The sequence below is a fragment of the Nocardia niwae NBRC 108934 = DSM 45340 genome (assembly GCF_001613465.1).
GTDB classification, from domain to species: domain Bacteria; phylum Actinomycetota; class Actinomycetes; order Mycobacteriales; family Mycobacteriaceae; genus Nocardia; species Nocardia niwae.
In genome coordinates, this window is sequence record NZ_BDCK01000067.1 from 1 (window position 1) to 9920 (window position 9920).

The 9920-nt window shown below is 69.9% G+C and carries 2 protein-coding genes; both read left to right on the forward strand.

The genetic code is table 11. From position 1 onward, the window contains the following. Positions 1 to 4096 (forward strand): non-ribosomal peptide synthetase (locus NNI01S_RS32670; protein WP_157115166.1); only part of this gene is annotated, 4096 nt, incomplete at its 5' end. 280 nt (positions 4097 to 4376) lie between these two features. Continuing rightward, positions 4377 to 9920, forward strand: a 5544-nt coding sequence (locus NNI01S_RS32675; RefSeq protein WP_157115167.1) for a non-ribosomal peptide synthetase, incomplete at its 3' end; no start/stop codon positions are given.

Sequence of the window (9920 nt, forward strand, 5' to 3'; positions counted from 1 at the left end):
GCTGGATGCGCGGGTTCCGGTGCGTGTGCTGTTCGAAGCGTCCACCGTCGCCGGACTGGCCGCGAAGGTCGAGCAGCACGCAGGCACCGGCGGGCGTAAAGCCCTGGTGGCCGGGCCGCGTCCGGAGCGCATTCCGCTGTCGCTGGCGCAGCAGCGCATGTGGTTCCTCAACCAGTTCGATCCGGCGTCGTCGGTCTACAACATCCCGGCGGCCATCCGCCTCACCGGCGACTTGGACCTGGCGGCGTTGCGGCAGGCCGTCGCGGATCTGGTGGCGCGGCACGAGATCCTGCGCACGATCTACCCGCAGACGGCCGACGGTCCGATACAGCAGGTGCTTCCGGCGGCCGAGGTGCCGATCAGCCTCGTACCCACCCGCGTCGACGCGGCCGAGCTGGTCGCCGCGGTGACCGAGGTCGTGACGGCCGGATTCGAGGTCACCACCGAGGTCCCGTTCCGGGTGGAACTGTTCGAGGTCGCGAACGCGGACGACGCCACCGAGCACGTGCTCGCGTTCGTCGCCCATCACATCAGCTCCGACGGCTGGTCGCTGGGCCCGCTCACCCGGGATCTGGTGCTGGCCTACGAGGCGCGCAGCAGAGGCTCGGCGCCGGCCATGGCCCCGCTGCCGGTCCAGTACGCCGACTACAGCCTGTGGCAGCGGGAGGTGCTCGGTTCCGAGAGCGACCCGAACAGCCTCATCTCGCAGCAGGCCGAGTACTGGCGCGGCGCGCTCGCCGCCCTGCCGGACGAATTGCCGCTCCCGGCCGACCGGCCGCGCCCGGCGCAGGCGTCCTATCGCGGCGCCACCTTCGCCTTCGACATCGACGCCGACCTGCACGCCGCGCTCGAACGCCTCGCCCAGCAGCACAATTCGACGTTGTTCATGGTGGTGCACGCCGCGCTCGCGGTGTTGCTGGCCCGGCTGTCGGGCACCTCGGACATCGCCATCGGCACCCCGGCGGCCGGCCGCGGCGAGGCCGAACTCGACGACCTGATCGGCATGTTCGTCAACACCCTGGTGCTGCGCGCCGAAGTGAACCCCGGTGACTCCTTCGACGCGCTGCTCGCCGAGGTCCGCCGGACCGACGTCGCGGCGTTCGGTCACGCCGACCTGCCGTTCGAGCGCCTGGTCGAATTGCTCGATCCGGTCCGCTCGGCGGCGCGGCATCCACTGTTCCAGGTGATGCTCGTGCTGCAGAACTTGGCGCAGGCGACGCTCGAGCTGCCCGGACTCACCGTGTCCGGCATCGATCCGCAGGTGTCGGCGGCCAAGTTCGACCTGCAGATCACCCTGGCCGAACAGCCGAGCGCACAGGGCCTTTCGGTGGTGATCGGCTACGCGACCGACCTGTTCGACGAATCGACCGTGCGGAGTTTCGCCGACCGGTTCCGCCGGATCCTGGCGACGGTCGCGGCCGACGCCACCGCCGTGGTCGGTGACATCGATGTGCTCGGGACCGGCGAACGCGACCAGGTCCTGCGCGCGTGGAATGCGCCGGGGGCGTGGGTGCCCGGCGCGACCTTGCCGGATGTGATCGCCGAGCAGGCGTGGTCGCGTCCGGACGCGGTCGCGATCCGTTTCGGCGACACCAGCTTGACCTTCGGTGAGCTGCACAGGCGCGCGAATCGGGTGGCGCGGGCGCTGATCGCCCAGGGCGCGGGTCCGGAGTCGGTGGTCGCCGTCGCGGTGCCACGTACCGAAGAACTACCGGTCGCGCTGTTGGGTGTACTGATCGCTGGGGCGGCGTATCTACCGATCGACACCACCTATCCGGTGCAGCGGCTGGAATTCATGCTCGACGACGCCGCTCCGGTGTGTGTGCTGACCACGGCGCAGGAGCGCCATGCGGTGCCTGCCGGTGAGTTGCCGGTGGTGCTGTTGACCGAGGCCGAATCCTATTCGGACGCACCGGTCGGGGACGCGCAGCGGCTGGGGCGGTTGCGCCCGGACAACCTGGCGTACGTCATCTACACCTCCGGCTCCACCGGTGTCCCGAAGGGTGTGGGCGTCGCGCACCGCAATGTGGTCGAGCTGTTCGCCAATACCCAGCCGTTGTTCGAGTTCGGCGAGACCGATGTGTGGACGTTGTTCCACTCCTACGCGTTCGACTTCTCGGTGTGGGAACTGTGGTGCGCGCTGGCGCACGGCGGCAGCGTCGTCGTGGTCGACTATGTGACCTCGCGGTCGCCGGAGCAGTTCCGGGAACTGTTGATCCGCGAGCGGGTGACGGTGCTCAACCAGACCCCGTCGGCGTTCTACCAGCTGGTGGAAGCGGATCGAGCGGCGGACGCGGGTGAGCCGGCGCTGCGATATGTGGTGTTCGGCGGCGAGGCGCTGGATCTGCGCAAGCTCGGCCGCTGGTACGACCGCCACGGCGACCGGACGCGATTGGTGAACATGTACGGCATCACCGAGACCACGGTGCATGTGTCGTTCCTGCCGTTAAATGGGCACAGCGCCGACAACCCGGCCAGCGTGATCGGCCGGGCGCTGCCCGGTTTGGACGCGTATGTGCTGGATCGGCGTCTGCATCCGGCTCCGGTGGGGGTGCCCGGTGAGATCCATGTCGTCGGGGCGCAGCTCTCGCGCGGTTATCTGGGCAGGCCGGGACTGACCGCGACGCGGTTCGTCGCGAATCCGTTCGGCGCGCCGGGATCGCGGATGTACCGCAGTGGCGATATCGGCCGGTGGCGCGCCGGTGACGACGACGCCGCTCTCGAGTACGCCGGGCGTGGTGACCAGCAGGTGCAGTTGCGCGGGTTCCGCATCGAGCTCGGGGAGATCGAAGCCGCGCTGCTGCGCTGCGACGGTGTCGGGCAGGCGGTCGCGCTGGTGCGTGCCGACGAACAGTCGGGTGAGCGCCTGATCGGCTACATCGTGCCCGACACCGGCGTGCGTATCGACCCGGCGGCGGTCCGGTCCGGTGTCGCCGAGTTCCTGACCGGGTACATGGTGCCCGACGCCGTGGTGGTCCTCGACGTCTTGCCGCTGACCCCCAACGGGAAACTGGACCGCCGCGCGCTCCCCGCACCGGAGATCATCAGCGCGGTCGCCTACCGTGCCCCGCGGACGGTCACCGAACAGGCGGTGGCGGAAGTATTCGCCGAACTGCTCGGCGCCGACCGCGTCGGCTTGGACGACGACTTCTTCGCCCTCGGCGGTAACTCGCTGCTCGCGGCACAGGTGGCCGGGCGACTGCGGGATACGACCGGAGCGACGGTGCGGGTGCAGTGGTTCTTCACCGACGCCACGGTCGCCGGCGTGGCCGCCCGCATCGACGCGGGCGACGCCGACGCCACCGCGGCGCTGGACGTGCTGCTCCCCATCCGGGCAAGCGGATCGGCGGCCCCGCTGTTCTGCCTGCATCCGATGTACGGCTTGGCCTGGTCGTATGCGGGCCTGGCCCAGTTCATGCCCGCCGATCAGCCGATCTTCGGGCTGCAATCGCCCGCGCTGTCGGAGGACGGCGAGCTGCCCGATTCGCTGGCCGAGCTGGCCGAGCGCTACCTGTCCGAGATCAGGGCGGTGCAACCGCAGGGTCCCTACCGGTTGCTCGGCTGGTCGCTCGGCGGTGTCCTCGCCCACGCCATCGCCACCGAGTTGCAGGACGCGGGCGAGCAGGTGGAGTTGCTGGCCATGATGGACAGCCATCCGAATCCGGACGTCGCCGGCTTCCGCGCGGCGGTGCGCGGCGCCTTGGCCGAACTCGGTCTCGGTACGACGGCCGCCGCGGGTGAGGATGTCTACGACCTCGACGACGAGTCGCTGGCCGCGCTGCACGCCATGATCCCGCCGGATCTGGTGGCGTTGACCCCGGAGCGGCTGCGCCGGATCTATCGCAGCGCGGTCCGCTCGGCGGAGCTGATCGCCCAGCACCGGCCCGGCGTCTTCCGCGGTACCGTGCAGTACTTCAGCGCGGCCGTCGCCGACCCCGCCGACGAGTTGCGCGCGGCCGCGGCGGACTGGTGGCCGCACGTGCAGGGCATGGTCGTCGACCGGCCGGTCGAGGTCACGCACGCGCGAATGGCCACGCCGGAGGCGCTGGCGGTGATCGGTCCGCAGCTGGCCGCTCTGCTGGACACCCACCGATGATCGTCCCTGCCGACGTCGCGACCCGGATCGGGCGTCGGCAGGGAATAATCGTCCCCGGCGCTCGTCCGACGCGTCCGCTCGCGCCCCGGAAACTCACGGGTCGTGGCCGGTCGCGCTCGGCGTGGGCCTGCGGTTAGGTAACGATCGGCATGCGCGCGTTCGATGATCACAGCGCGGGCAGCATGGTGACGTGCGTGTGGCGACGATAGACAGGGTGAGGCAGCACGATGGTTCGGGCGGTCGGGCAGCGGTGTGACGAGACTGCGGAAGCGGTGCGCCGATGACCCGCCCGGCCCGGGTGCGTCCGACCCGGACCCGCCGCCCCCGCGTCACCACCTTGCCGCAGTTGATGGCCACCGCCGTGGAGGCCAACCCCAGCGGCGCGGCTGTGGTATTCGCCGACGCGACCAGCACGACCGCCACACTGAGCTATGCCGAGCTCGACGAACGGTCCACGCGGTTGGCGCGGTTGCTGATCGATCGTGGGGTGGGTCCGGAGGATCTGGTCGCGGTGGGTATTCCGCGGTCGGTGGAGTCCGTGGTGGCGGTGTGGGCGGTGGCGAAGACCGGTGCGGGGTTCGTGCCGGTGGATCCGAACTATCCGGCCGATCGCGTCGAGCACATGGTGGTCGATTCCGGCGCGGTCTTCGGGTTGACCGTCGAGCGGATCCGCGCCGGTCTGTCGTCCCGGGTGGAGTGGCTGTCCATCGACACCGCCGACTGCGCGCGCCGGCTCGAGGAGTTCGCCGCCGACCCGGTGACCTATACCGACCGGGTGCGTCCGCTGCGCGCGGAGCATCCCGCCTACGTCATCTACACCTCCGGCTCCACCGGCAAGCCGAAGGGCGTGGTGGTCACCCAGGCGGGGCTGGCGGGTTTCTGTGCCGAGCAGCGTGACCGGTATCGGGTGACGAGTGCGTCGCGGACGTTGCATTTCGCGTCGCCGTCGTTCGACGCCTCGGTGCTGGAGTTGCTGCTCGCGCTGGGCGGCGCGGCCACCATGGTCATCGCGTCCCCCATGGTGTTCGGCGGCGAGGAATTCGCCTCCCTGGTCCGCAGGGAGGCCGTGACCCACGCGTTCGTGACGCCCGCCGCGCTCGCGTCGGTGGATCCGACCGGGCTGGACGAGCTGCGCGTGGTGGTGTCCGGCGGCGAGACGTGCCCGCCGGAGCTGGTGCGGCGCTGGGTGCTCCCGGTATCGGGCGGGCGGACCCGCGAGTTCTTCAACGGGTACGGCCCGACCGAGACCACGATCATGACGAACATCAGCGCGCCGCTGGTGCCCGGCGAGCCGGTGACGATCGGCGCGCCGATCCGCGCCGTCACCGAGTACGTGCTGGACGAACGCCTCGTCCCGGTACCCAGCGGAGTGGCCGGTGAGCTGTACATCACCGGTGCGCAACTGGCCCGCGGCTACCATGAGCGGCGCGGGCTGACCGCGTCCCGCTTCGTGGCCAACCCGTTCGACGCGAACGGGTCCCGGCTCTATCGCACCGGTGACCTGGTGCGTTGGACGCCGAACGGTGAGCTGGAGTATCTGGGCCGCAACGATTTCCAGGTGAAGATCCGGGGTTTCCGGATCGAGCTGGGTGAGATCGACGCGGTGCTGGCGGCGCACGAGACGGTGGACTTCGCGGTCACCGTGGGGCACGAGCTGGACAGCGGCGTCACCATCCTCGTCTCCTATGTGCACGCGATGCCCGGGCTGGTCGCCGACGCGGCCGAACTCGCCGCCTTCGCCGAGCAGATCCTGCCCGCGCACATGGTGCCGACCGTCGTCATGGTGCTGGAGGACATCCCGCTGACCCCGGTGGGCAAGCTGGATCGCGCGGCGCTGCCCACGCCGCGACTACAGACCAAGGTGTTCCGCGCGCCGGTCGGTCCCCTGGAGGAACTGGTCAGCGAGGTGTTCGCCGAGCTGCTCGGTCCCGGTGCGCCGGTCGGCGCGGACGACGATTTCTTCGAGCTGGGCGGCAATTCGCTGATCGCGACGCAGGTCGCGGCCCGGCTCGGCGCGGCCATCGCGGCGCGGGTGCCAGCGCGGCTGATCTTCGAGAGCCCCACCGTCGCCGCGCTGGCCGCGCGGCTGGAGCCGTTGAAGGGCGCCGGTGACCGGCACGCATTGGTGGCGGTGGAGCGTCCGGAGCGGGTGCCGTTGTCGTTGGCGCAGCGGCGGATGTGGTTTTTGAATCAGTTCGATACCGGGTCGGCGGGGAACAATATTCCGTTCGCGGTGCGGTTGTCGGGTGTGTTGGATGTGGCGGCGTTGCAGGCGGCGGTCGCGGATGTGGTCGGGCGTCATGAGACGTTGCGGACGGTGTATCCGGCGGTGGATGGCACGGGGTATCAGGTGGTGTTGCCTGCCGCGCAAGCCGTCCCCGACCTCGCGCCGAAGCCCGTCGCCGAACACGAGCTCGCGGCCTGGCTGCGGGATCGGGCACTGACCGGTTTCGACGTCGCGACGGAAGTGCCGCTGCGGATGGGACTGGCCGAGATCGGCCCGGCCGATCACGTGGTCGTGGTGGTGGTGCATCACATCGCGGCCGACGGCGCTTCGATCGCGCCGTTCCTGCGGGATCTGCTCAGCGCGTTCCTGTCCCGGCGTAACGGGGCGCGCCCGTCCTGGGAACCGCTGCCGGTGCAGTACGCCGACTACACGCTGTGGCAGCACGCGATGCTCGGCGACGAGAACGACCCGGAGTCGGTGGCCGCCGCCCAGATCGCCTACTGGCGGCGCGCCTTGGCGGGCATCCCCGACCGGATCGACCTGCCTTCGGACCGGCCACGCCCACCCGTCGCCTCCGGCCGTGGCGCGGAGTACGCGTTCGCGGTGGACGCCTCGGTGCGTCGCGGTCTCGCCGAGCTGGCGCACAGCGCGGGCGCCTCGGAGTTCATGGTGGTGCACAGCGCGCTGGCGGTGCTGCTCGCCCGGCTCACCGGCACCGACGACATCACCATCGGCACGCCCGTGGCGGGCCGCGGCGAGCGGGAACTCGACGGGTTGATCGGTATGTTCGTCAACACGCTGGTGCTGCGAACCCGGATCGACCTCGCCACATCGTTCCGCGCGCTGCTGGCCCAGACGAAGGAAACCGATCTGGGTGCGTTCTCACATGCCGAGCTGCCGTTCGAGCGTTTGGTCGAGGTGCTCGATCCGGTGCGCTCGCAGGCACATCACCCGCTGTTCCAGGTGGCGCTGTTCTTCCAGAACCTGAATCGGCCGGAGATAGATCTGCCCGGACTTTCCGCCCGCGTGCTGGAGTTCGACAGCGCCGTGGCGCGATTCGATCTGCAATTGACCGTGGTGCCCGACGCCGGAGGCGCGGCGTCGGGCTTCACGGCGATGTTCACCTACGCCACCGACCTGTTCGACGAACGGACGATCGCCGAGTTCGCCTGGCGGCTGGATCGGCTGCTCGCCGTCGCCGCCGCCGAGCCGGATCGGCCGATCGGCGCGATCGACTTGCTCGCTCCCGCCGAGCGCGAACGCATCCTGCTCGAGTGGAACAGCACCCGGTATCCGGTGCCCGCCGAGTTGCTGCTGGACGGGTATCGCCGTGCTGCGGAGGCGTACGCGGACGAGGTCGCGGTGGTGTACGAGGGCGCGGAGTTGACGTTCCGTGCGTTCGATGCGCGGGTGAATCGTTTGGCGCGGTTGTTGATTTCGCAGGGTGTGGGTGCGGAGTCGTTGGTGGGGTTGGCGGTTCGGCGGTCGTTGGATCTCGTGGTGGGGATGTATGCGATCGTGGCGGCGGGTGGGGCGTATGTGCCGTTGGATCCGGATCATCCGGCCGAACGCATCGCGCACATCCTCGAAACGGCGCAGCCGGTCTGCGTGCTGACCACCTCCGCCGACGCGGTCGACGTGCCGGAAGGCACCGCGGTGCTACTGCTGGACGCGCTGGATCCGAACCGATTCGACGATTCTCCGGTGCGCGCCGAAGAACTGGTGCGCCCGGTGCTGCCGCACCATCCGGCGTACGTGATCTTCACCTCCGGGTCCACCGGCCGCCCCAAGGGCGTGGCGATCTCGCACTTCGCGATCCAGAACCAGATCAGCTGGATGCTGGCGGCGTATCCGCTCGACGCGGACGACGTGTACCTGCAGAAGACGGCGACGACGTTCGACGTCTCGCTGTGGGGTTATTTCATGCCGCTGCGCGTGGGCGCGAAGCTGGTGGTCGCCGGCCACGAGGGACATCGTGATCCGATGTACGTCGCGGAGACCATTGCCGCGCAGGGCGTGACGGTGACCGACTTCGTGCCGTCCATGCTGACGGTCTTCGCCGCGCACACCGCACCCGGCTCGTGCCCGACCTTGCGCGACATCTTCGTGATCGGCGAGGCGCTGCCGCCGGAGACCGTCGGCGCGGTGCGCGCGGTGACCGATGCCGCCGTGCACAACCTGTACGGCCCCACCGAGGCGGCCGTCTCGGTGACCTACTGGCCCGCGACGGCGGCCGACGAGCGCACCGTCCCGATCGGCGTGCCGCAGTGGAACACCCGGGTTTACGTGCTGGACGCGTGGTTGCGGCCGGTGCCCGCGGGTGTTCCGGGTGAGCTGTACCTCGCGGGTGATCAGCTGGCCCGCGGCTATGTGCGGCGGCCCGATCTGACCGCCGACCGGTTCGTGGCGAACCCGTTCGGCGACGGCGAGCGGATGTATCGCACCGGTGACCTCGTGGTCTGGCGCGCGCCGACCGACGAACTGCCGCAGCGGCTCGACTATCTGGGCCGGACCGATTTCCAGGTGAAGTTCCGTGGTCAGCGCATCGAGCTGGGTGAGATCGAGACGGCGCTGCTGGCGCAGCCTTCGGTGAGCCAGGCGGTGGCGGTAGTCGCGCCTTCGTCCCTGGGCGACCAATTGGTCGCCTACGTGGTTGCCGCGCCGGGGCGCTCGATCGAGCAGAGCGAACTGCTCGCGGCGATCGCGGAAACGCTACCCGCCTATATGGTTCCGGCCGTTATCGTGGCGCTCGACGCGTTCCCGCTGAACCCCAGCGGCAAGCTCGATCGCAAGGCGCTCCCCGAGCCGATCTTCACCGCGCGGCGATTCCGTGCGCCCGCGACGGCGGTCGAGGAGATCGTCGCCGAGGTGTTCGGTGCGGTGCTCGGTGTGAGCCGGGTCGGCGCGGACGACGATTTCTTCGCCCTCGGCGGTAACTCGCTGGTCGCCACCCAGGTCGTGGCGCGACTCGGTGCGGCGATCGAGGCTCAGGTGCCGGTGCGCGCGTTGTTCGAGGCGCCCACGGTCGCGGCGTTGGCGGCGACGCTCGAGTCGCATACCGACGGTGAGCGCCGCGTGCGGTTGGGCAGTATCGCTCGTCCGGAGCGGTTGCCGTTGTCGTTGGCGCAGCGGCGGATGTGGTTCCTCAACCGCTTCGACCAGTCCGACGATGCTGCGGAGCAGATCGGTTCGGCGGCTTATAATTTGCCGTTTGCGTTGCGGTTGACCGGTGCGCTGGATGTGGGGGCGCTGGGTGCGGCGCTGCACGATGTGGTGGCGCGGCACGAGGTGCTGCGTACGGTGTATCCGGAGACGCCGGACGGTCCGGTGCAGGTGGTGTTGCCCGCGGGCCGGGTGACGCTGGATGTGGCCGTACACCCGATCGGTGCGGACGAAGTCGAGCGCGAGGTGTACACGCTCGCGGCGACCCCCTTCGACGTGACCGCCGAAGTGCCCGTGCGAGTCCGGTTGCTGCGGATCGCGGACGCGCCGCAGGAGTATGTGCTCGCGGTGGTGGTGCATCACATCGCGGCGGACGCGTCGTCGATGGGTCCGCTGATGCGCGACGTGATGGTGGCGTATTCGGCGCGGGTGACC